The following is a 22138-nucleotide window of genomic DNA, read 5'->3' as shown; positions in this document are numbered from 1 at the left end:
TTCGCATGTCCGCCTTTTCGCGCCTAACGCCTCTTGCCAGCGCCCTGCCCTCCACAGTTCCCTTCGTCGGTCCGGAGGCGATTGAGCGCCAGCGCGGACTGGCCGTCCTGGCACGCATCGGTGCCAATGAGAACGGCTTCGGCCCTGCCCCTTCCGTCTTTGCGGCGATGCGCGAGGATGCCGGCGATATCTGGAAATACAATGATCCGGAGAATTTCGCGCTCAGAGAAGCGCTGGGCACTCATCTCGGCATTCCCCCCGCCAATATCAACATCGGCAGCGGCATCGACGAGTTGCTCGGCCAGATCGTCCGGCTGGTGATCGAGCCTGGCGCCCCCGTCGTCACCTCGCTCGGCGCCTATCCGACCTTCAACTTCCATGTCGCCGGCTTCGGCGGCCGGCTGGTGACCGTTCCCTATGTCAACGACCGCGAGGACCTCGACGGGCTCCTCGATGCCGCGAAGCGCGAAAACGCGCCGCTCGTCTATTTCGCCAATCCTGACAATCCGATGGGAAGCTGGTGGGACGCCGACCGGATCGTCGCCTTCGCCAAGGCGCTGCCCGAGACGACGCTGCTGGTGCTGGACGAAGCCTATAGCGAGACGGGGCCTGCAAATGCGCTGCCGTCGATCTCCTCGCTCATCGACATGCCGAACGTCGTCCGCACCCGCACCTTTTCGAAGGCCTACGGGCTTGCCGGCTCACGCACCGGCTACGTGATCTCGACCGCAGGCACGGCGCAGGCCTTCGACAAGATCCGCAATCATTTCGGCATGAACCGGCTGGCGACGTCAGCAGCGCTCGCGGCCCTCAAGGACCAGGCCTATCTTGCCGAAGTGGTCGGGAAAATCCATGCGGCGCGGGAGCGGATCGGCGGCATCGCACGCGCAAACGGCCTTCAGCCGCTGCCATCGGCCACGAATTTCGTGGCGATCGACGCCGGGCGCGACGGCGTCTATGCGCGGGCGATCGTCGATGGACTGATGGAGCACGGCGTCTTCATCCGCATGCCCGGCGTGGCGCCGCTCAATCGCTGCATTCGTGTCAGCGTCGGGCCGGAGACTGACATGGCGCTCCTCGAAGAATCGCTGCCGCAGGTGCTGAAAAAGGCCGGCCGGTAAAACAGAAGAACCGCGACCGGTGGAGGATCCGGGCGCGGCTCTCTTCTCCTGGCGTCGGCCTCGTACAAAGCGACCCGCCAGCCCCCTCTTTCGAGGTTGTTATTCCTGTCTAATTCTCAGCTGGAGACGGTCTCAGTGAACCGTCATCCATTCGCGGGCTGCGCGCAGCGCTGCCGCGAGCTGCATCTTGTCCATGGAAGCGGCCACGTCGGCGCGAAGCTCGGCGGCGCGGTCGTTGCCCTTGATCGCGGCGATGTTCAGCCACTTGTGGGCAGCGACGAGATCGACTTTGCAGCCGCGGCCGGTCGCATACATCAGACCCATTTCGCAGAAGACATCGGCGCTGTTGTTGTCGCCACCCATGGTGGCCGTTTCAGCATTATGCATTTCAAAGCGTGCCATCGGTTTTATCCCTGTTAGCCTGTTTATGACTTACCCTGTTTTACCTTTGGGGCCCTGCCGTCTATCGCGGCTTTCGGCCCTTCCGGTCCGGCGGGTTTGCCCCGCTCGTTTGATGGGTTCACTATGCCAAACGGCTTTCAAAAAACGCCTAAAATGCATGATTAATTTGAGACAAACAAAGTGCAAATGCTTGGTAAAATTGGATTTTTGTTAAACATCGGATTCCCTGCGATTTAAGGATTTTTGCTCGAATTTTACGAAAGATTCAGATTTGAAAATAAAGGGATCGTTCATCATGAAATCAGCAGGCGATATCTTTACAAGCCCGCCACATGGCTTTTTTCTCGCGTTTTACCCAATCCGCAGAACAACGGTCGGGCTTATTTACCTTTACGTTCGCGTCAGTTATTTTCGCGGCCGGCAAAAGACATCATGGAGGAAAAGATGATCCGCAGCTTCGTTCTCGCCGGCACTATGTCACTGATCGCGGGTATCGCGCATGCCGAGGAGCCCATCGTCGGCAACTGGAAGACGGCCGCCGGCGATACGGCAGTGATCGCATCCTGCGGCGGCAGTTACTGCGTGACGCTGAAGACCGGGAAATATGCTGGCCGCAAGATCGGCACGCTTGCGGGAACCGCCGGCAGCTACGCGGGTGAGATCACCGACCCGGCCGCCGATAAGACCTATAGCGGCTCTGGCAAGGTTTCCGGCAACTCGCTGAGGATGCAGGGCTGCGTAATGAAGGTCCTCTGCAAGACGCAGACCTGGACGCGACTCTGAGGCGATAAGCCTCCACCCAACGATCCCGGAACTCAAAAGCATGTCGACACACCGGCATGCTTCGAACTCCCTTGGGGCTCCTTGATCTTCTGCACAACCCCGCCCGAGCCTGCCCGGCAAGCTGAACGGTGGATGAACCGGTATCTCAGCACTCGTTCAGCCGTCGCATGGCAAAACTCTTGTCACGATGAAGTGCGTATCGGGGGCAAGGCGATGAACATCTATATTCTGGCAAGGCGCTTTAGCATCATCACGCTGTTTGCGGCGATCTTCGCGATCACATTTTCAGCAGTCGTGGTGCACAATGGCGGTGGCGGCACGCAGTCGCATTTCGGGGCAAGCTATACCTGCCTGGAGAGAAACGGCAACTTCTGCGCGCCGTCGGTGCAGTGACCGGCATCGGACACGGAAGAAGATAAAATAATCGGATTCCGTCGGCGCGCGTCGTTTGCTTGTCAAAAACAACTCTCTATAATGCGTCATGAACAAACGAATCTCCCCTTTGTCGCCGCTCGACACATCCTCACCACCCCCTTTCCAGCCGCAAAGCTTTGATGACTCCGCCAAGGCCGTAGAAGCGCTGACGGCGCTTTACGAGCGCAATACGGCGTTCTTGATCAAGAGCTTCACCGAGCTTGCGCAAGGCGCGCCGATCTCTTCTCGCTACCGTGCTTTCTATCCGCAGGTCAGCATTGAGACGACAAGCTTCGGCCACGTCGATTCGCGCCTTTCCTACGGCCATGTCACGGCACCGGGCATCTATACGACGACAGTCACCCGGCCGAAGCTCTTCAAGCATTACTTGAAGGAGCAGTTGGCGCTCTTGGTGAAGAGCCACAATGTTCCAGTCATCGTCTCGGAGTCGACGACGCCGATCCCTTTGCACTTCGCCTTCGGCGAGGGCGCACATGTGGAAGCATCGACCAACGCCTTCATCGACATTCCGATGCGCGATATTTTCGACACGCCCGATCTCAATACCACCGACGACGAGATCGCCAATGGCGAATATATCCCGCCGCCGGGAGAGCCCTCGCCGCTGGCGCCGTTCACCGCGCAACGCATCGATTATTCTCTCGCCCGGCTGTCGCATTATACGGCGACGCATGCCGAGCACTTCCAGAATTTCGTGCTGTTCACGAACTACCAGTTCTATATCGATGAATTCTGCAGCTGGGCGCGCAAGCTGATGGCGGAGGGCGGCGACGGCTATACCGCCTTCGTCGAGCCCGGCAATGTCGTCACCCTGCCCGGTTCAAACGCACCGGAAACGGATGCGGCGCTGACCCGCCTGCCGCAGATGCCTGCCTATCATTTGAAGAAGAAGGGCCATGCCGGGATCACCATGATCAATATCGGCGTCGGCCCCTCCAACGCCAAGACGATCACCGACCATGTCGCCGTGCTGCGCCCGCATGCCTGGCTGATGCTCGGTCATTGCGCCGGTCTTCGCAATAGCCAGCGGCTCGGCGATTATGTTCTCGCCCATGCCTATATGCGCGAGGACCATGTTCTCGACGACGACCTGCCGGTCTGGGTGCCGATCCCGGCGCTCGCCGAAGTGCAGGTGGCGCTGGAAGCCGCCGTTGCCGAAATCACCGGTTACGAGGGCTTCGAGCTGAAGCGCATCATGCGCACCGGCACCGTTGGCACGATCGACAACCGCAACTGGGAACTGCGCGACCAGCGCGGGCCGGTGAAGCGGCTCTCCCAGGCGCGCGCAATCGCGCTCGACATGGAATCGGCAACCATCGCTGCCAACGGCTTCCGCTTCCGCGTACCCTACGGCACGCTGCTCTGCGTCTCCGACAAGCCGCTGCACGGCGAATTGAAGCTGCCGGGCATGGCGACGGCCTTCTACCGCACCCAGGTCAACCAGCACCTGCAGATAGGCATCCGCGCCGTGCAAAAGCTTGCCGCCATGCCGACGGAAGCGCTGCATTCACGCAAGCTCCGCAGCTTCTTCGAAACGGCCTTCCAATAGGCCGTTTCCTCATCGGCTTGTCACAACAGGCACTGAGCGCTGCGCAAGCGTCTGCGGCCTGCCGGCGGCAATATTCAGCCCTGCGATCAACAGGCTGAAGGCCAGGAAAGCGAAAGCGACGCGCAGGAGGACCTTCAGCCCATCGCTTTCGAGGAACTCCAGCTCACGCTTTTCATGGCGGCGCGCCCAGATGTGGCTTGCCAGCGCAATTTCAAGAATACTCATTGTCATTCTCCTCGACAGGTTTCGACGATGCCTAGTCGAGTGCTGCCCTGAGATTTCGACACCGGACCGGAGCAAAAGATTTTTCCCGCCGTTGTCGAAATGCGTGCGGCTCGGTCGTCCAGGGTTGTTGAACACGCACAAGGAGGCTGTCTGCGATGAAATATCTCTGTCAGGTCTGGTTCGATGGCGCAGTGCTCGGCGCCAGGACGAAAGAGGAAAAGGCCGAACTCGGCACGAACTCACTGAACTATGACAAGTCGCTTGCCGAAAGCGGGCATCTGATCGTCGCCCATACGCTGCAGCCGCCGACATCGGCGGTGACCGTCCGGGTGCGAAGCGGTGAGACGTCGGTGACGGACGGTCCTTTCGTCGAGACAAAAGAGGCCCTCGGCGGCTTCATCCTGATCGAGGCCAAGGACCTAAACGAGGCGATCCGGATTGCCGCCGGCATCCCGCTCGCTAAGCTCGGCGCGATCGAGGTGCGGCCAATCCACGAATTTGGAGCTAAATAATTCGGAACTGAATGAGGAGAGACCAATGAAATTTCTATGCCAGATCTGGTTCGACACGGAAAAAAGCAAGCAGGTCCCCCAGACCGAATGGGATGCGCTCACACAGGAATGCATCATCAGCGACAATCGCTGGCGCGAGAGCGGTCATCTGTTGGTGGCGCTCGCCTTGCATGAACCGTCAACAGCAATCACGGTCCGCCTGCGCAACGGCGAAGCCTCTGCGACCGACGGCCCATTTGCCGAAATCAAAGAGCACCTCGGCGGTTTTGTGCTTGTCGAAGCCGAGAATATCGAGGAGGCAAAGACGATCGCGTCGAGTTTTCCGATCCTCAGATATGCCTCAATTGAAGTGCGCCCGACTTACGCAATTCAGGATGGGAAATAGCCATGCGTTACATCTGCCTGATCTACAATTCCACCGACACCGACGGCACGCTGACGCCTGATGAAACCAATGAACTGATCAAAGCCCATTTCGCCTTCGACGAGGAATTACTCCGCGACGGCATCATGATCCATTCCGACGCGTTGGAGATGCCTGACAAGGCGACGGTGCTGCGCGTTCGAAACAACACGCTGTCTGTCACCGACGGGCCCTATGTCGAGACGAAGGAGCATCTGGCGGGCTTCTATGTCATCGAGGCCCCCGACATGGCCAAGGCAAGGGAGATTGCCGGGCGGATCCCGTCGGCGCGTTTCGGCGCGGTCGAACTCAGGCCGGTTCGGATACTGACCCTGCAGGATTGAGGTGCGCCGTTGGAAAGCGTGATCGAGGAAATCTACCGAACGCAATCGCGCCGGGCTCTGGCGACGCTGATCCGCCTGCTCGGCGATTTCGACCGGGCGGAGGAAGCACTGCACGACGCCTTTGCCGCCGCTGCCCGGACATGGCCAGACGACGGCATTCCCGGCAACCCCTTCGCATGGCTCGTTTCGACGGGACGCTTCAAGGCAATCGATACGATCCGGCGCCGGGCGCGCTTCGATGCCTCGCAGCAGCACATCGAAGACAGTCTCTACACGGTCGACGAAACGGAGATCGGCGACATGGAAGCGATCGAGGACGACATGCTGCGGCTGGTCTTCACCTGCTGCCATCCCGTTATTCCCGCCGATGCGCAGATGGCGATGGCGCTTCGGGAAATCTGCGGATTGACCACCGAAGAGATCGCCCATGCTTTCCTTATTCCGCCACCGACGGTGGCCCAGCGGATCGTGCGCGCCAAGGGCAAGATCCGGGCGGCGAAAATCCCCTATGAGGTGCCGGGCCGCGAGGCACTGCCGGAGCGGCTCGACCGGGTGCTGCACGTCATCTATCTCGTCTTCAATGAAGGCTATTCGGCCTCCTCGGGCGAAGAGGTGGTTCGTGCCGACCTGACCGCGGAGGCGATACGGCTGGCGCGGCTGCTTCTGACGCTGCTGCCGCACCCCGACGTCTACGGCCTGCTGGCCCTGATGCTGCTACAGGACTCCCGCCGCAACGCTCGCCGCGGCGGCGAGGGATCGTTGGTGCTGCTTGCGGATCAGGACCGTTCGCTCTGGGACAATGGGAAGATCTCGGAAGGCCTGGCGCTACTTGCCGAGGCGATGCGGGCGGCAGAGATCGGCACCTATACGCTACAGGCGGGGATCGCCGCCGAGCATGCCAAAGCGCCGACGGCTGAGGAGACCGACTGGCGGCGGATCGTCTTCTATTACGATCTGCTTCTGGCGGCGCAGCCCTCGCCGATCGTGGAACTCAACCGCGCCGTGGCGATCGCCATGGCGGAAGGCCCGGCGAAGGGGCTGGAACTGGTCGATGCCATTCTGGGGCGCCGGGAGCTACAGACCTATCACCTCGCTCATTCGGCGCGCGCCGATTTTCTGCGCCGTCTCGGCCGGAGGCGCGAGGCGATCGGGGCCTATGAAACGGCGCTGTCGCTCTGCCGGCAGGAGCCGGAGCAGGCGTTTCTGAGAAAGCGGATTTCAGAGCTTGCCGCGACGTCCGAGCGGAAGTGAGATCGCCGTGCCGGTGAGTGCCGAGACGATGATCAGCAGGTGGGCATTGACGCTCGCCTGCGCCAGCGCGGCGAGAGCTGCCCGCTCGCTCGAGGCGCCGAAAGCGATGGCGCCGGCGGTGATGCCGGCCGGATAGGTGCCGACGCCGCCCGGCGCATGCACCGGCAGTACGGAGGAGAGTTCGCCGCCGAGCGCACCGCCGAAGCTTGCCGCCATCGGCAGCACGCCCATCAGGCCTAGTGCCCAGGCAAGTACCACCACCTTCACCAGCCAGTTGACGATGGTCATCGCCCAGGCGCGCGCAAAGGCGACGGCATCGAGCGGCAAGCCGTTTTCGATCTCCGCGACGAATTTCTGCGCCTTGGCAGGCAGCAGCCTGGCCGCCAGTCGCAGTAGCGGCTTGCGGGCGGCGAAGCAGGCAACCGGCACAAGCAGGAAGGCGGTCCAGAGCAACCACGCAACCACCATATTTGCGGCGGCGAGCGCAAAGCCGATGCCGGCGGCGGCCAGAAGCGCGTGCAGGTCGAGCAACCGCATGACGAAAAGCGCCGAGGTTCCCCGTGTCAACGGAATGCCGAATTCCGTGCGCATCAACAGCGGAAAGCTGGTCTCGCCGGTGCGGAAGGGCAGCATGATGTTCAGAAGATTGTGGATCTGCGTGACGCGGAAGAGCGTGGCGAAGCGGCCTGCCGTTTCCTTGGGAAAATAGTCGTAGATGCGCCACGTACGCAGGAAATAGGTGCTCGTCAGAGCGACCAGCGCGCCGATCACTGGACCCGCGCCAACATCGCTCCACTGCTTGATGATGACGGGCCAGCCCCAGAACCATTGCACGAAGAGCGCATAGGCTGCGACTATGACGACCGTCAGCACGGTCATGCGATTGCGCATAAACCAGGACTGCCGGCTTTCAACGATCGAACTCTTCATGTAGTAGGCAATCCTCGCTTGGCGTCGGCTAGCGGCCTCGGTTCCGTCGCCCGGCCTTTTAGGAGAAATGAAGGTTGCGCACAACGCCGGAGTTGATGGCGATGGCGGTGGACTCGCTTCCACGCCGGCGACCGACAGGTAAATGATGGCGCCTTGCCGGCTTGACGTGGAGATCGATGTTGGAGCGGATTACCAAAGGCATTACGGGCGCAAGCATCTTTCTGGCATGCTATTTCCTGCTGAATATCGCGCTTCGGCTGGCGTTGCCGCACACACTTGATCTCGACGAAGCCGAGCAGTCGTTCTTTTCGCAATATCTGCTTGCCGGTTATAACGAGCAGCCGCCTTTCTACAACTGGATGCAATATGCCGTCGTCTCGGTGACCGGCATATCGATGGCGGCGATTTCGATTCCGAAGAACATCCTGCTGTTCTCAAGCTACCTCTTCTACGGCCTTGCCGCCCGCGAAGTGCTGAAAAGCCGATCACTTGCCGCCGTCGCCATGCTTAGTCTCATCACGTTGCCGCAGGTGGGCTTCCTGGCACAGAGGGAACTCACCCACACGGTTGCGCTGCTGTTTGCCAGCTCGCTTTTCCTCTTTGGTTTCTTCCGTACGCTGCAACGGCCGACGCTCGGAAGCTATCTCGTCATCGGCATCGCCACCGGCATCGGCCTGATCTCGAAGTATAATTTCGTCATCCTTCCGTTCGCCGCCCTCATTGCCGTGCTGCCGAATCGGGAATGGCGCGGGCGCCTGTTCGACTGGCGTCTGCTGGCGGCGATCGTCGTCGCCATTCTCATCGTATTGCCGCACGCGCTCTGGCTGCCCGACAATCTCGCCCGTGCCTCCGCCTCGACGCTGAAGCGGATGGCCGCCAAGGACGAGGCCGCCGCCGGCCTTCCCCGCATCGGACAGGGGCTTCTCTCCTTCATCATCGCCGTCCTCGGCTTTGTCGCGCTGCCGATCGTGCTCTTCGCGGCATCGTTCCGGCGGGATTTCTTTCGCGCACTCTCCTCCTCCGGCCCAATGATACGGGTGATCGAGCGCATGATGGCCATCAGCCTGCTTGCGGTCCTCAGCCTGGTCTTCATTGGCGGCGCGAGCGATATCCACGAGCGCTGGCTCGACCCGTTTCTGCTCGTCCTGCCACTCTACCTGTTACTGAAACTGGAAACGGCAGGCTTCGACCTTTCCGCCGGGCTTGCGCGGTTCCGGCCCGTGGTGCCCGTCTTCATGGTCGTCATCCCGCTGATCCTGCTGATCCGGATCGTCGGCGTGCAATATGTCGGCTATACCAGAACGAACGTGCCCATCGCCGGCTTCGCGGCCGAATTGACCGCGGCCCGCAAGCCCGTTCTCATCGTGGCATCGGACAAGTACCTTGCCGGCAATCTGCGACTGGAGCTCAATGTTCCCAGTGCAATGCCGTACTTCGCCGGTTCCGGCGTTCCCGAATACGCACAGGCGAAAGGGCCAGTGCTGGTCGTCTGGCGCGGCAAGACGCCTGATGACAAAGCCATCCCGCCAGACTTCGCAGCCGATCTCGAAGCATCGGGCATTCATCTGCAAGAGTTGAACACGCTGACGCTGCCCTATCTCTTTGGTGACGACAAACACCTCTTCTCGATCGGTTACTCCTGGGTCGAGGGCGGCGCGAAATAGGATACGGACAGCCGGCGCCATATTAGCCGATTACGGGGAATCCGGCATTGGCGGCTGGCAACAGGCGAACACTTCATGTAGTAGGCTTCCCATGTGCAGCGGCGGCTATAAGAAGCCGTTTCGCCCGACGGCCTTTTGGAGATAAGAGTTGCAAACAACGGTAGAAACCATTCGCGGTGCGAATGATCCGGTACAATCGCTCGAACTGTCGCTGGTCGTGCCTATTTTCAACGAAGAGGAAAGCGTCGGCCCGCTTGTCGAGCGTGTCGTGGCTGCGATGGCCGCCTATCGACATCCCTGGGAACTGATCCTCGTCGATGACGGCAGCACGGATGCGACGCTCGTCAACGCCCGCAAGTTCGTCGGACGCGAGGGGCTGACGCTCAGGATCGTCGAGCTGCAGCGCAACTTCGGTCAGACCGCCGCTATGCAGGCCGGTATCGACACTGCCCAGGGCCGCCTGATTGCGACGATGGACGGCGACCTGCAGAACGACCCGAAGGACATTCCTGCGATGGTCGCCGAACTGGAGCGGCGCGAACTCGACCTCTTGGTCGGCTGGCGCAAGAACCGCAAGGACGGGCTATTCTTGCGCAAGATCCCTTCCTGGTGCGCCAACTACCTGATCGGCCGCATCACCGGCGTCAAGCTGCACGATTACGGCTGCAGCCTGAAGATCTACCGTGCCTCGATCATCAAGCAGGTGAAGCTGATGGGCGAAATGCACCGCTTCATCCCGGCCTGGGTCGCAGGCGTCGTCCCGAGCTCACGTATCGGCGAAATGGCCGTCACCCATCATGCTCGCGAGCACGGCGTTTCGAAATACGGCATTTCGCGCACCTTCCGTGTCATCCTCGATCTGCTCTCGGTGATGTTCTTCATGCGCTACAAGGCGCGGCCCGGGCATTTCTTCGGCTCGCTGGGTCTTGGCCTCGGCGCGATCGCCATGCTGATCCTGCTCTATCTCGGTTTCGACAAGTTCATCATGGGCAATGATATCGGAACCCGCCCAATGCTGATGGTCGGCGTCGTTCTTCTGCTATCCTCGGTGCAGATGATCACCACCGGCATCCTGGCGGAGATGATCGCGCGGACCTATTACCGCGACGACGCCTCGCCGAATTATATCGTGCGGCAGATCTTCGACGATCAAACCAAAGCGTAAGCCGGCAGCACGATGCTGAAGCGCGCGACGAGGACGATTGGAACCGCGAGCCTGCTGCTTGCAGCCTATTTCGCAATCAACATCGTGCTGCGCATCGCGCTTCCGCATTCGCTGGAGCTCGACGAAGCCGAGCAGTCCTTCTTCTCGCAATATCTGCTGGCGGGCTACGGCCCGCAGCCGCCTTTCTACAATTGGATGCAGTATGCCGTCGTTTCGGTGACGGGCATGTCGATGGGCGCGCTTATTGTCCCGAAGAACATCCTGCTCTTCCTGTGCTATCTGTTCTACGGTCTTGCCGGACGCGAAGCGTTGAAAGACCAGACGCTTGCCGCCGTCGGCATGCTGGCGTTGATCACCCTGCCCCAGGTCTCCTACATGGCCCAGCAGGATCTGACCCACACGACCGCGCTGCTCTTTGCGAGCTCGCTCTTCCTTTACGGCTTCTTCCGCACGCTCGACCGGCCCGATATCGGCGGCTACTTCCTGCTCGGTCTTGCGACCGGCATCGGGCTGATCTCGAAATATAATTTTGCGCTGATGCCTGTCGTCGCAGTGATCGCCATCCTGCCCGATGCCGAATGGCGGCGGAGAGTGCTCGACTGGCGTCTGCTGATCGCCATCGCGATCGCGCTCGTTATCGTCCTGCCGCACGCGATCTGGCTGCGGAGCAATCTCGCATTCGCTTCCTCTGATACTCTGGTCAAGATGGCCGCTGGCAACGAACCCGCCGGCATCGTGCGGATCGGCAAGGGCCTTCTCGCCTTTCTCGTCGCCATCATCGCCTTCGCGGCGCTGCCCGTCGCCGTCTTTGCCGCCACTTTCCGCCGGGATTTCTTCCGGGCGTTTTCATCTGGAAACCGATGGACTGGGATGATGGAGCGGATGATGCTCGCGAGCCTTGCGGGCATCGCTCTCATCGTGCTCTTCACCGGCTCCACCATGGTCCGCGAACGCTGGCTCGACCCGTTCCTGCTCGTGCTGCCGATCTATTTCCTCGCGAAGATGCAGGCAGCCGGGCTCGACCTTTCCGCTGGACTGCGCCGCTTCCGGCCTGTCGTGCCGGTGCTGATGGCCTGCGTGCTGATCGCGCTCGGCTTCCGCGTCGTCGGCGCCGGGCTGATCGGCACCTACAGCCGACCGAACGTGCCGATGGCCGGCTTTGCACGCGAAATGACGCGGCAGGCCCAACCGGCGCTCATCATCGCGTCGGATACCTATATCGGCGGCAACATGCGGCTGCAGTTTCCCGATGTGCCGGTCGTGATTCCGGATTTTCCTGTAGCCGGCATTCCGGCCTATGCGTCGGCGGACGGCCCCGTACTCATCGCCTGGCGTGGCAAGAAGACGACGGCTGCGGATGCGGATGCGGTGATGCCGGAGCGGTTTTCATCGGCGCTGGCCGCCGCCGGCATCGCGTCGGAGGCGATCGGCTCGCTGTCGCTTCCCTATTATTTCGGCCGCCAGGGCGACAATTTTTCGCTCGGTTATGCCTGGGCTCGAGCCGGGAATTAGATAGATGACCGAAACCAGCACTCGCGACATGCGATGGATTTTCGTCCTACTGGCCGCCTATTTCACTCTTCAATTTGGCGTGCGGCTTGCGACCTCCCATTCGCTCGATCTCGACGAGGCCGAACAGGCCTTTCGCTCGCAATGGCTCGCCGCCGGTTATGGCCCGCAGCCGCCGTTCTACAACTGGCTGCAATACACCGTCTTCCAGTTTACCGGCGTTTCGCTTGCCGCTCTTTCGGTGGTGAAGAACCTTCTGCTCTTCGCTTCCTACCTGCTGTATGGCCTGACCGCGCGTCTCATTCTGCGTGACAAGGCGCTCGCGGCGATCGCGACGCTCGGGCTGCTGACAATCCCGCAGATGGTTTTCGAGATGCAACGGGACCTGACGCATACGGTCGCGGTGTTCTTTTCGGCCACCGTCTTCTTCTACGGCTTCGTTCGCAGCCTGAAGCAGCCGAGCCTCAGCTCCTATGCAATCGCAGGTCTCGGCATCGGCTTCGGCCTGCTTGCCAAATACAATTTTGCGATCCTGCCGGCCGCCGCCCTGGTTGCGGCGCTGGCGGATGCGCGCCTGCGGCCGCGGATCTTCGACTGGCGCCTCACGCTGACTGCGGCGGTGGCGCTTGTCATCACCCTGCCGCATCTCTTCTGGCTTAAGGACAATCTCCATTTCGCGACCGCGCGAACCCTGGAAAAGATGACCGCGAGCGATAATGCGAGCTATCCAATGCAGGTGGCGATGGGCGTCAGTTCGCTCGGCCTCGCCATCGTCGGCTTCGCCGGATTGGCGGTGGCAGTGTTCGCGCTGGTATTCGGCAAGAGCCTTCGTCCGGCGCTCGCTACCCAGTCGGAATGGACGCGGCTCCTCGAGCGGATGATGCTCGTTTTCGTCATCGGCATTCTGCTGTTGATCGTTTTCGGGGGTGCTGCCGGCATCAAGGATCGCTGGCTGGTGCCGATGCTCTTCATCCTGCCGCTCTATTTCTGCCTGAAGATCGAGGCGGCGGGCGTGGAGACTGACAAAGCTTTTCGGCGCTTCCTGCCCGTTATCGCCATCATAATGATCGGCGTACCGGCAGTCCTTTACGGCAGTGTGGCGACCGCGCGCGTTTCAGGTCATTACGAACGCCTGAACAGGCCTTATGCCAGCATGCTCGAAATCCTGCGCAAACAGGCCGAACCGGCAGCGATCCTGGCCGGCGACAGCCTGCTCGCCGGCAATCTCAGGCAGGATATTCCCGGCGTGCCAGTCGTTTCCATGGATTATCCCAGCTTCAAGCCGGATCTTTCCGGCCGGCGGCCGCTGCTCCTCGTGTGGCTCATCCCGCGGAAGGGAGAAAACGAAGCGCTTCCCGCGGCCATGGCTGCATGGCTGCAGACCAATCTCGGCGTAACTGCGCCTGATGCGTCGGTGATCGACGTGCCCTATTTCTATGGGCGCGGCGACGATACCTTTCGTTTCGGCTACGCCTGGATCAACCCGCCGGCCTGAGCGACGTCAGGATTTCAGCTCCTTCCATGCCGAGTCCAGCGCGAGCCTGGTAATTCTCGCCATCTCATCCACTTCAACATGACTGATGACGAGCGGCGGCGAGGCGAGCATACGGTCTCCGGTGGCGCGCAGCACGAGGCCGTTCGCCAGCGCGTGGTTGCGCACCAGCGAACCGACCTGATCGGGCTTTTCATAACGTGTCCGCGTGCTCTTCTCAGCGGCTAGCTGCAAGCCGCCCATCAGCCCGATGCTATCAGCCTCGCCGACAAGATCGTGGTCCGCCAGCGCTGCCCAGGCTTTGCCAAAGTAGGGCCCGATATCGTCGCGCACGCGCTCGACCAGCCGTTCCTCTTCGATGATGCGCAGGTTTTCGAGGGCGGCGGCGGCGCAGACCGGATGGCCGGAATAGGTGAAGCCGTGATTGAAGTCGCCGATGTCGTTGATCAGCACATCGGCGATGCGGTCGCTGACGAGCACGCCGCCGATCGGTAGATAACCCGAGGAGAGCCCCTTAGCGATCGGTGCAAGATCGGGCTCCACGCCGAAGTGCTGGTGGCCGAACCAGGAGCCCAGACGGCCGAAACCGCAGATCACCTCGTCGGTCACGAGCAGGATATTGCGCGCCTTGCAGATGCGGTCGATCTCCGGCCAGTAGGTCTCGGGCGGGACGATGACACCGGCAGCCCCCTGCACCGGTTCGGCGACGAAAGCGGCGACATTTTCCTCGCCCAGTTCATCGATCTTGGCTTCGAGCTCGCGGGCGACCTTGAGACCGAATTCATTAGGCGAGAGATCGCCGCCCTCGCCATACCAGTAAGGCTGGCCGATATGAACGATGCCCGGGATCGGCAGGTCGCCCTGTTCGTGCATGTATTTCATGCCGCCGAGGCTGGCGCCCGCGACGGTCGAGCCGTGATAGCCGTTCTTTCGCGCAATGACGATCTTCTTCGACGGCTTGCCGACGGCGCTCCAATAGACGCGGGCCATGCGGAACCATGTGTCGTTCGCTTCAGAGCCGGAGCCGGTGAAAAAGATATGGTTGAAACGTCCGCCGGCATGGGAGGTGACCTTCTCAGCCAGCAGCGTCGTCGGCGTCGAGGTCGTGCCGAAGAAGGTGTTGTAATAGGGCAGTTCGTTCATCTGCCGCGCGACGGCTTCGGTGATCTCCCGGCGGCCATAACCGATATTGACGCACCAGAGGCCGGCGAAACCGTCAAGGTATTTCCTGCCGTGATTGTCGAAGATGTAGACGCCCTCGCCGCGCTGGATGACGCGCGTGCCTTCGGCATTCAACTTCTTCATATCGGCGAAGGGATGCAGATGGTGTGCGGCGTCGATCGCGGCGAGATTCGAGAGCGGGTAAGTATCGGGCATGGCTGGTGAAAGACCCTCATGGATTGGAAAGGTTGCTATCGATGGGATCGGAGCTTGGCCTTGTTCCGGAGGATTTTCAAGGTCTTGGCGAGCAATGGGATGGACAGAAGGCAGAAGGCGCCTACCCCCAGCGAAACCGCAAATCTTCAAGGCGGCTGCGTCAAGCTTCGGCTTCTCCAGCGCCTTGACGGGAGCCGGTCTTGCCTGCTCTGCCTCAACTTGAAGCACGTCTTGCGTGCCTCCGGCGGGGGCGGTTCAACCCCTTTCCATCACGCCGATATTGCACGCTTGATGACTGTTAAATGCCAGCAAATGCAAGCCAACAGCACGGATATGAAAAGGAAGGTCCCAAGCGGTTGGGATAGCGGCAGGAACGACCAGTCGCCGAGTTGAAATTGAGGCAGCGCAGCGTCGGAAAGGCCGGCTTGCGCAACTGCCCGCCCCATATTTAGGCCTGTCGCGATCAGCGCGATATGGGCATGGATGAATCCTGACCGGCGGTGTCTTTGCGGCTGCATGGCCACTCGAATCCCGAAAATCGATGCAAGCATCAACAGGACCGTGGCGCTCCAAATTCCAATTCCGGGTACGGCCAAAAGCAGATAGACGGGCTCGCGCATGACCGGGAGTATCGTCAGGTACAGCCACCAGGCGAAGGCACTTGAGGGGTGGCTTTCCAGGAGCGGTATGCTGAGAACGAAGATCGATGCTATCGCGTAAGCCAGCGATGGCCCAAGCCGCATCAGTGTGAAAATAGCGATCCACATGCGGCGTTCCATCCTTTGACCTCAGGAGGGGGATAGGCGACGTTGATTGATTTCCACTCAAGGAGTAACGGTACAGATGATGCCTACTTTGGATAGTAGGCATTTTTATCACGCTCTCGCGTTCCGGCGAAGACCGCCTCTGTCGCTTTTTTGTGAGTATATGCTTAAATTCTTGAGTTGTTAGCTTTTTTTCACGATGATTGCCGGTGAACGCATCCGAGTCTTAGGTAAGAGTGTCTGATGGGGATCAAATTGCCAATGTTGCAGATCAGAGCTGGAACTAAATGCATCGCGTTTTTGATAGCGACTGGAGCGATTTTAGCTGGTTGCCAGTCATCCGGCGTTGATGGCCTTGCTGCTTATGGCGATAGTGCAAAGACCGTCGCGGATGACTCAGCCGTCGCCTTCTATAAGAACGACGAGTTGATAACCACCGGCAAACTGCAGTTTCAGGAAAAGAACTACGGAAAATCTTACGCCATTTACAAGCGAGCGGTTGACGTTTTTCCGCAGGATCCGGCCGCTTGGCTAGGCTTAGCGGCCTCCGCCGACATGGTTGCCCGCTTCGATACGTCCGACCGTGCCTACAAGGTGCTCTCACGAATGATCGGCAACACCCCGGTCTACTACAATAATATCGGATATTCTCACCTATTACGCGGCGACTTGCGCACTGCGAGAGGGTATTTCCTGAAAGCTTATGAGCTTGATCCCGGAAACGAAATCACTGCCCGTAATCTCGAATTGATGAAAAACAGCGTGAATTACGCTCAGCGGTGATGGGCCCTTCAAGCGATCGGCAATCTGCGTCGAGATGAGAGCGCCCTAGCCGCATTGGGGCGCTGCGCGGCGCCTCCTGGTAGCGTCCAGCGATTGCTTGGAGATTTCGGTGACGTCGTTGTTTACCGCGCCTTGCGAAGTATGAGCTGACCCTCAGGCGAGAGTGTTCGTTCGTAACGCGGCAGGTCACTCGCTGAAATGCCCCCGGCTTCGATGGATGCCAGAGTGCTATCCGGAGTTTGCGTTTCCGCCGGCATGGCACGGGGTGCGAAAAATTGTGCCGGTTCCTTGCCGGGCGCACTGAGGACCAAAGCTGACCCCATGCGTGTGACGCTGGTGTCGCTGCGCATCCGTTCGTTCATCGACGAAATAGCCTTTTGCAGGCTATCCATCTCCTGGCGGACAAGTGCGACGTCGTCGGCCTTGGCATTGTCCGCGATGTGGCCGGACTGCTTTTCCATTTGTCCTTTCAGCCCATCGATGGACCTTTTGAGCGCGGCAATGGTCTCGCGGCTCTCGCGAACATCCGCAGAGTTTTTGGCGGTATAGATGAGAACGCCGGCATTCACAGGCAGGAGCATCAGGAGCAAACCGACGAGCAACGGATTTTTTGAGCCTCTCGGCTCCATGGCTGGCGTCTTGCTCGGTTTTGTGACGTCGACTTCGACCTCGATACTTGGGATGCTGGTCATTCGTTTACTCCCCCGTAAGTCATTAAATCTGCGTTGGCCGCGATCAGTACAAGGTCCGCAATCATTCCGATGTAAACACACCTTCCCACGCCCGTTCGAGCATATCGAGCGACGCGTTTCCAGCTATGCCGTTGAACTCGCAGTAAGAACCGACGAAATCCAGAAGATATTTCGGATGGTAGCAAGACGCCAGCACATCGCCTTTGTACTTGCGATCGTAGAACAGGTTCAGGTCTGGATCACAGACAGCCAATCCGGTGCTGCTGGCATAGGATTTGAAGATTCTGATATATTCATCGCGCGACGGGGTGTTCACAAAGATCTTATACTTGAGTCGCCGCAAGCCCGCCTCGTCGGAAAGGTCCCTCGGTGCGATATTCGTCGAAAATACGACCAGCTCGTCAAAGGGAACCCGGAACTTCTTGCCGGTGTGCAGGGTCAGGAAGTCATATCCGCGTTCGAGCGGCACAATCCAGCGGTTGATGAGCGCCTGCGGCGCCACTTGCTGGCGCCCGAAGTCGTCGATGATGAAAACGCCGCCGGATGCCTTCAAGTGGATGGGCGCTTCGTAGACATTTGGTCCTTCATTGAAGGTGAGGTCGAGCTGATCGAGGGTCAATTCCCCGCCCGTCTTGATCACCGGACGCCGGCATTCGATCCATCGTTGATCCGCTTTCGGATGAGAACCCGCGTCAGCCTCCGATACGGAGTGATGCACGGCTTCGTCATAGAAACTGATGACATGGCCGCCGACCTCGATGGCATAGGGCACCCAGATCGTCTGGCAAAACAGTTGCGACGTCCGCTCGGCGATGCTCGTCTTTCCGTTTCCAGGTGGTCCGTAAAGCAGGATAGAGCGACCGGAATTGATGGCGGGGCCGAGCTTTTCGACCAAGGCGTCTGAGAGCACCAGCCCGTCAAGGCTATCGGTCAGCCGCTCTGGGGTCACGCGCTCGTAGTGGATAGACTGCAAACCGACTTGCCGGCAGAACGCGTCAAGCGATACCGGCGTCGGCCCGACATATTGGCATTGACGCGACGCCGCGTGGGCATATTCGACCCCCTTCATGGAAAGCGCATATCGAATATCGGATCTTACATCCTCACCAGCCAGGCCGCGAGCCTCGAGGTATGCGAGTTTCACGAGTTCCTTGATCAGGATATTGACGATCACTTTCGGCAACTTCATGCGGTCAGCCAGATGAGAGGCCGTAGTTGTGTCCTGCTCGGCCGCACATTTTGACGCCAGCCGAAGCAGGAAGGACAGATCCAGTCCGGCTTGCTCTATGCTTGCCGGCGCCATCGGCATGCGCGGATCGAGGGAAATGATGGCATCGTTACGATCCTGTTCGAGCGAATACTGCATACGACCTCGCTTGGCTCAACCGCCGGGTTTCATGCTGATCAAAAGTTCGACGACGCGGATAACTACGGGAACGAGAACGATGATGAGGCTTACCGGAAAAAGGAACGCGCCGAGCGGCAGCAGCATTTTGACCGGCAGGGCGTTAGCCTTTTCCTCCGCGCGAACAATACGGAGGTCGCGCATTTCCTTGCAGTAGACCCGCAGCGTCTGCGTTACGCTGGTCCCGAGTTCCTCCGATTGCCGGAACAGAACGGAAAGGGCCCGGGCTTCGTCAATCCTGAGGCGGATGGCAAGATTAGCGAGCGCCTCGCGCAATCGCCGGCCGCCCCGCACTTCCAGCATCATGATCGAGAGATGCAGGCCGAAGTCCTGCCGCTTGGCAACGAACTCCCGGGCAACACGGTTCGCCGCCGCCTCGATGCTCATCCCCGCATCGAGGCAGACGATCAGCATATCCATGAAATCGGGAAAGAGGCGGCGGTACTCCCGCTCCTTGGCGGCGCCACGCCGGTCGATATAGATGTTGACCAGAATAAAGGTCGCGCCCGCAGCAAACATGCCAAGGATCAGCGTCACCACCTGCGACATATCAGGCGCGAACCGGTTTAAGGCCCAGACCGCTGCGACCAGCATGCTGATACAAATCACCGCGCGGACCACCTGGAAGGTGGTCACGGCGCCGGCAGCGAAATACCCCGCCCGGATCAGCCGGTTCTGGGTGGAGTTCGCATTGGTGTCACGTCGCGTAATTTCGAAATAGCGGCGGATCAGGCGGTTTTCCGCCTCGCCGAGATCGGCAATCGTCGTATCGCCAAGGTGGAACTCCTCGCCTGATGCCGCCGAGCTCTTCGACACCCGAACCGAGACCTCGCGTTGTCGAAAAAACAATTCCGATGCTGCTGCGGAAAAGATCAGCACTGCAAAGAAGACGATGAGGTAAATTCCATACTCACTCGACATGACCGCCTCAGTACTCGAAGTTGACCATCTTGTAGAGAATGACATTGCCGATCGCCATGACGGCCAGCAGCACGCTCACCACCGTGGCTCCGTGGCCGCTATCCCAAACGGGATCGAAGTAGGTCGGCGACAACGCCTTGATCATCGCGTAGAGGAGGAACGGATACATCGACATGAAGATCGCGGTGATGCGTCCTTCCGAGGAAATCGCCTTGACCTTTGCCTTCAGCATATACCGGTCGCGCAGCGTCTTCGACAGGTTCTGCAGGATCTCCACTAGGTTTCCGCCGGTTCCGGCCTGTACGCTCAGCGATATCGCAAGCAGGTTCAGGTCCTCGACGCCGACCCGGTCGGCCAAGTTGACAAGGGCATCGTCCAGCGTCACGCCGTAGGTGAGCTCATCCGAGAGGAGGCCGAACTCGGTGCCGATCGGATCAGGCATCTCGCGTGCCACCAAAGAAATCGCCGCCGGCAGCGGGTGGCCGGCGGCCAAGCTGCGATTGGCGACATCGAGTGCTTCAGGAAGCTTCAGTTCGAATTTCTTCATGCGGCGCGCCCGGGCGCGCCAGACGACCAGTGTCGGGATAAGGAGGCAGACGAGGAGAAAGACGGGGATCCTGAACAGAGTGCTCGGCACGAGAAACCCCACGGCCAGCCACGTCAAAAGGGCGCCCGCGATCGCGAAAAGAGCAAATCGCCTGGCATCGAACTTGATTCCCGACTGGGCGTAGAACTGCAACAGCCGCTGCATGATGGGGGTTTGCCGCCAACCACCGCCGGCACCGCGCTCCTTCAGCATATCTCGATAGGTCTTGCGATGATCGTCGCTGACCTCGAGCAAGCTCAACCGATGGTTCACGGCGCGGTGGCGTTCGGACGTCTTGAAGTAGCCGCGCATGATCGCTTCGACGGCAACAAGGGCGGCGGTGAAAACGGCGGCGTAAAGGAGAGTCAGGGTCATTGAACAGGTCCCGTTTGCAGCGGTTTGCCGGGATCAAAAATCGTCAAAGGGATCTCGATCCCGAGTTCGGCAAATTCCTCGACGAACCGCGGCCGGATGCCGGTGGCGCGGAATTCTCCATGGATCCGCCCACCTTCATCGGTGCCAATTTTCTTGAATTTCATGATCTCCTGCATCTGCACGACTTCGCCTTCCATACCGGTGATCTCGGAAATCGAGACAATCTTGCGGCTGCCGTCGCTCAGGCGCTGGACCTGCACGATCATGGTGATGGCGGACGAGATCTGCGAGCGAATGCTCAACTGCGACATCGGCATCCCCGCCATGCCGACCATCTGCTCAAGTCGGCCGACGGCGTCGCGCGGCGTGTTGGCGTGAATGGTCGTCATCGACCCCTCATGACCGGTATTCATCGCCTGCAGCATGTCGAACGCCTCGTCGCCGCGTACTTCGCCGACGATGATTCGGTCGGGACGCATGCGCAGGGCGTTTTTCAAAAGTTCGCGTTGACGGATCTCGTTGCGCCCATCGAGCGTCGGCGGTCGGGTTTCCAAACGCCCGACATGCGGCTGCTGCAGTTGAAGCTCGGCCGCATCCTCGATGGTGATAAGGCGCTCCTTTGGAGAAATCTGCGACGAGAGCGCGTTGAGCAAGGTAGTCTTGCCAGAACCGGTGCCGCCTGAAATGACCATGGACACCTTGCCCTTGACCGCGGCGCTGAGAAGGATGCGCATCGCATCGGCCATGGCGCCATATTGCACCAGGCGCTCCATCGTCAGCGGCTTGCGCGTGAATTTGCGGATGGAAACGAGCGGCCCATCGACCGAGATCGGCCGGATGGCGACGTTGACACGCGAACCATCCTTGAGGCGGGCGTCAACCATCGGCGTCGACTCGTCGACACGGCGGCCGACCGCCGAGACGATCTTGTTGATCACCCGAAGGAGATGATCCTCGTCTTTGAACCGCACGGCGGTGCTCTCGAGCTTGCCGCTGCGCTCGACATAGACGCTGTTATAGCCGTTGATGAGAATATCTGCGATCGTGTCGTCGGCCAGCAGCGGCTCGATAGGTCCGAGCCCAAGCATCTCGTCGGTGATATCGCGGATCAGATCATTGATTTCCTTGGCATTCAGCGGAAAGTTGTTGTTCCGGATATAGTCCTTGACCAACGGCCGGATCTCGGTGGCGATCTCCTCGTTGTCGAGCGTGTCGAGGATCCCGAGGTTGATGCGATCGAGCAGGTAGCGGTGCAGGTTGACCCGCTCGGAAACCATATCCGGCCCGAGCGAAGCCTCTTCGTCACTCGCCGCGGCGGCGTCAGAAGCAGGCTGTGCTGGCATGTTCTCAACTGCGCCGACCAAAGACAGTTCGGCCGCCTCCGGATGTTCCAGGTTTTCCGGCTCCCGCTGCTTGTAGAAACGCCCGATGATACCGTTCGCCATATCCC

General features: G+C 60.1%; 23 protein-coding genes. 13 read left to right on the top strand and 10 right to left on the bottom strand.

All coding sequences use genetic code 11. The features are described 5' to 3' along the window. The first annotated feature begins 5 nt into the window (after positions 1-5). A complete protein-coding gene (locus EFQ99_RS09195) occupies positions 6-1121 on the top strand; it encodes a pyridoxal phosphate-dependent aminotransferase (RefSeq protein WP_126920713.1) in 1116 nt (371 codons plus the stop codon). Between the two features lie 132 nt (positions 1122-1253). Here the strand turns inward: EFQ99_RS09195 and EFQ99_RS09190 are convergent, their stop codons facing one another. Continuing rightward, the gene (locus tag EFQ99_RS09190; protein WP_126920712.1) at positions 1254-1523 is read right to left on the bottom strand and encodes an SEL1-like repeat protein; all 270 of its coding nucleotides are present in this window, start codon (positions 1521-1523) and stop codon (positions 1254-1256) included. Between the two features lie 444 nt (positions 1524-1967). Here EFQ99_RS09190 and EFQ99_RS09185 point away from each other — a divergent pair, with 444 nt between their 5' ends. The 3 genes from EFQ99_RS09185 (at position 1968) to EFQ99_RS09175 (ending at position 4290) form a co-directional block, all read left to right on the top strand. Further along, positions 1968-2306, top strand: coding sequence for a DUF2147 domain-containing protein (locus EFQ99_RS09185; protein ID WP_126920711.1), 339 nt, complete (start codon positions 1968-1970; stop codon positions 2304-2306). A gap of 213 nt (positions 2307-2519) precedes the next feature. Further along, positions 2520-2699, top strand: coding sequence for a hypothetical protein (locus EFQ99_RS09180; protein ID WP_126920710.1), 180 nt, complete (start codon positions 2520-2522; stop codon positions 2697-2699). An 88-nt stretch (positions 2700-2787) separates the two neighbouring features. Next, a complete protein-coding gene (locus tag EFQ99_RS09175) occupies positions 2788-4290 on the top strand; it encodes an AMP nucleosidase (RefSeq protein ID WP_126920709.1) in 1503 nt (500 codons plus the stop codon). A gap of 9 nt (positions 4291-4299) precedes the next feature. Here EFQ99_RS09175 and EFQ99_RS09170 read toward each other — a convergent pair whose 3' ends face one another. Then, positions 4300-4515, bottom strand: a complete 216-nt coding sequence (locus tag EFQ99_RS09170; RefSeq protein ID WP_245441464.1) for a hypothetical protein — start codon at positions 4513-4515, stop codon at positions 4300-4302. A gap of 155 nt (positions 4516-4670) precedes the next feature. Here EFQ99_RS09170 and EFQ99_RS09165 point away from each other — a divergent pair, with 155 nt between their 5' ends. Genes EFQ99_RS09165 through EFQ99_RS09150 form a run of 4 tightly spaced genes read left to right on the top strand, consistent with a single transcriptional unit; the run spans position 4671 to position 7025 of the window. Then, positions 4671-5027 carry a YciI family protein gene (locus EFQ99_RS09165; RefSeq protein ID WP_126920708.1) on the top strand — a complete coding sequence of 119 codons (357 nt, stop codon included), beginning with the start codon at positions 4671-4673 and terminating at the stop codon, positions 5025-5027. Between the two features lie 25 nt (positions 5028-5052). Beyond that, entirely contained in the window at positions 5053-5412 is a 360-nt protein-coding gene (locus tag EFQ99_RS09160) for a YciI family protein (RefSeq protein WP_126920707.1), read from the top strand. A gap of 2 nt (positions 5413-5414) precedes the next feature. Further along, positions 5415-5774 carry a YciI family protein gene (locus EFQ99_RS09155; protein ID WP_126920706.1) on the top strand — a complete coding sequence of 120 codons (360 nt, stop codon included), beginning with the start codon at positions 5415-5417 and terminating at the stop codon, positions 5772-5774. 9 nt (positions 5775-5783) lie between these two features. Further along, positions 5784-7025 carry an RNA polymerase sigma factor gene (locus tag EFQ99_RS09150; RefSeq protein WP_126920705.1) on the top strand — a complete coding sequence of 414 codons (1242 nt, stop codon included), beginning with the start codon at positions 5784-5786 and terminating at the stop codon, positions 7023-7025. Here the strand turns inward: EFQ99_RS09150 and EFQ99_RS09145 are convergent. Next, entirely contained in the window at positions 6993-7955 is a 963-nt protein-coding gene (locus EFQ99_RS09145; protein WP_126920704.1) for a lysylphosphatidylglycerol synthase domain-containing protein, read from the bottom strand. The two genes, EFQ99_RS09150 and EFQ99_RS09145, sit on opposite strands and share 33 nt — an antisense overlap. 176 nt (positions 7956-8131) lie before the next feature. Here EFQ99_RS09145 and EFQ99_RS09140 point away from each other — a divergent pair, with 176 nt between their 5' ends. The 4 genes from EFQ99_RS09140 to EFQ99_RS09125 all read left to right on the top strand — a co-directional run bounded on the left by EFQ99_RS09140 (position 8132) and on the right by EFQ99_RS09125 (position 13788). Next, complete coding sequence (locus EFQ99_RS09140; protein ID WP_126920703.1) at positions 8132-9619, top strand: ArnT family glycosyltransferase; 1488 nt, start codon at positions 8132-8134, stop codon at positions 9617-9619. Between the two features lie 148 nt (positions 9620-9767). Further along, positions 9768-10784: a glycosyltransferase family 2 protein gene (locus EFQ99_RS09135; protein ID WP_126920702.1), complete on the top strand. Its 1017-nt coding sequence runs from the start codon at positions 9768-9770 to the stop codon at positions 10782-10784. Positions 10785-10796: 12 nt separating this feature from the next. Beyond that, positions 10797-12296 (top strand): glycosyltransferase family 39 protein, encoded by a 1500-nt coding sequence (locus tag EFQ99_RS09130; protein WP_126920701.1) that lies wholly within the window; start codon positions 10797-10799, stop codon positions 12294-12296. 4 nt (positions 12297-12300) lie between these two features. Beyond that, positions 12301-13788, top strand: a complete 1488-nt coding sequence (locus EFQ99_RS09125) for an ArnT family glycosyltransferase (protein ID WP_126920700.1) — start codon at positions 12301-12303, stop codon at positions 13786-13788. A 6-nt stretch (positions 13789-13794) separates the two neighbouring features. Here EFQ99_RS09125 and EFQ99_RS09120 read toward each other — a convergent pair whose 3' ends face one another. Beyond that, positions 13795-15162, bottom strand: coding sequence for an aspartate aminotransferase family protein (locus tag EFQ99_RS09120; protein WP_126920699.1), 1368 nt, complete (start codon positions 15160-15162; stop codon positions 13795-13797). A 269-nt stretch (positions 15163-15431) separates the two neighbouring features. After that, positions 15432-15929, bottom strand: coding sequence for a hypothetical protein (locus tag EFQ99_RS09115; protein WP_126920871.1), 498 nt, complete (start codon positions 15927-15929; stop codon positions 15432-15434). A gap of 258 nt (positions 15930-16187) precedes the next feature. On the opposite strand from EFQ99_RS09115, the gene EFQ99_RS09110 reads away from it, so the two are divergent. Next, on the top strand, positions 16188-16709 hold the full coding sequence (locus tag EFQ99_RS09110; RefSeq protein ID WP_126920870.1) for a tetratricopeptide repeat protein: 522 nt from the start codon (positions 16188-16190) through the stop codon (positions 16707-16709). A 122-nt stretch (positions 16710-16831) separates the two neighbouring features. On the opposite strand, the gene EFQ99_RS09105 is transcribed toward EFQ99_RS09110, so the two are convergent. From EFQ99_RS09105 to EFQ99_RS09085, 5 genes are all read right to left on the bottom strand, one after another. Continuing rightward, positions 16832-17401 carry a hypothetical protein gene (locus tag EFQ99_RS09105; protein ID WP_126920698.1) on the bottom strand — a complete coding sequence of 190 codons (570 nt, stop codon included), beginning with the start codon at positions 17399-17401 and terminating at the stop codon, positions 16832-16834. A 61-nt stretch (positions 17402-17462) separates the two neighbouring features. Further along, positions 17463-18767, bottom strand: a complete 1305-nt coding sequence (locus tag EFQ99_RS09100) for an ATP-binding protein (protein ID WP_126920697.1) — start codon at positions 18765-18767, stop codon at positions 17463-17465. Positions 18768-18782: 15 nt separating this feature from the next. Next, positions 18783-19727 (bottom strand): type II secretion system F family protein, encoded by a 945-nt coding sequence (locus EFQ99_RS09095; protein ID WP_126920696.1) that lies wholly within the window; start codon positions 19725-19727, stop codon positions 18783-18785. A gap of 7 nt (positions 19728-19734) precedes the next feature. Beyond that, on the bottom strand, positions 19735-20688 hold the full coding sequence (locus EFQ99_RS09090) for a type II secretion system F family protein (RefSeq protein WP_126920695.1): 954 nt from the start codon (positions 20686-20688) through the stop codon (positions 19735-19737). Continuing rightward, a complete protein-coding gene (locus EFQ99_RS09085) occupies positions 20685-22133 on the bottom strand; it encodes a TadA family conjugal transfer-associated ATPase (protein WP_126920694.1) in 1449 nt (482 codons plus the stop codon). Before EFQ99_RS09085 ends, EFQ99_RS09090 begins: the two co-directional genes overlap by 4 nt. Between the last annotated feature and the right edge of the window lie 5 nt (positions 22134-22138).

It is taken from the genome of Rhizobium vallis, assembly GCF_003985155.1.
GTDB lineage: Bacteria > Pseudomonadota > Alphaproteobacteria > Rhizobiales > Rhizobiaceae > Rhizobium > Rhizobium vallis.
Note: the sequence above shows the minus strand (reverse complement) of the source record. Positions and strands in the feature narration are given on the sequence as shown.